This window comes from Paraburkholderia bengalensis (genome assembly GCF_037126505.1).
Lineage (GTDB): Bacteria > Pseudomonadota > Gammaproteobacteria > Burkholderiales > Burkholderiaceae > Paraburkholderia > Paraburkholderia bengalensis.
Window position 1 is genome coordinate 1 of the sequence record NZ_JACFYJ010000317.1, and the last position, 428, is coordinate 428.

The 428-nt window shown below is 61.2% G+C and carries 1 pseudogene; it reads left to right on the top strand.

The features are described 5' to 3' along the window. Positions 1-12 precede the first annotated feature (12 nt). Positions 13-428: pseudogene (locus H3V53_RS43960) on the top strand (hypothetical protein); the annotation flags it as partial.

Consider the following 428-nt stretch of genomic DNA (forward strand, 5'->3'; position numbering starts at 1 on the left):
GTGGCTGGCATCATGCCGGGGGACGTCATAGTCCAGGTCGATGGCAGGGTGACTGGCAACTCAGCCGCCTTTTCAGAAGCTCTGACAAAACTGCGAGCCGGCGCGACTACGTCAGTACAACTGGTCCGTGCCCGTCAACCCGTGAGCGCTGCCGTTACCGTCCTCGATGCGGGGAATGCCGAACGCCGGCTACTGAGTACCAGTGACGGGATGGATCATTTGAGTCAGGTGCCACAGGCACTCAACGTGGCCGGGAAGGGCTCGCCAGGCACACGCGCCTTACATCCAGGTCCCATGGCGAAAGATGCGCAGGAGCCCGCTGCCCGGCTCGACCAATACCAGGTTGCCGTTGCGCAACGCATCGAGCAAAACAATCCCTCGGACGTGCTGCATGGTAATCCTCAGGCAATGCTGCGTTCGGTCGTAGT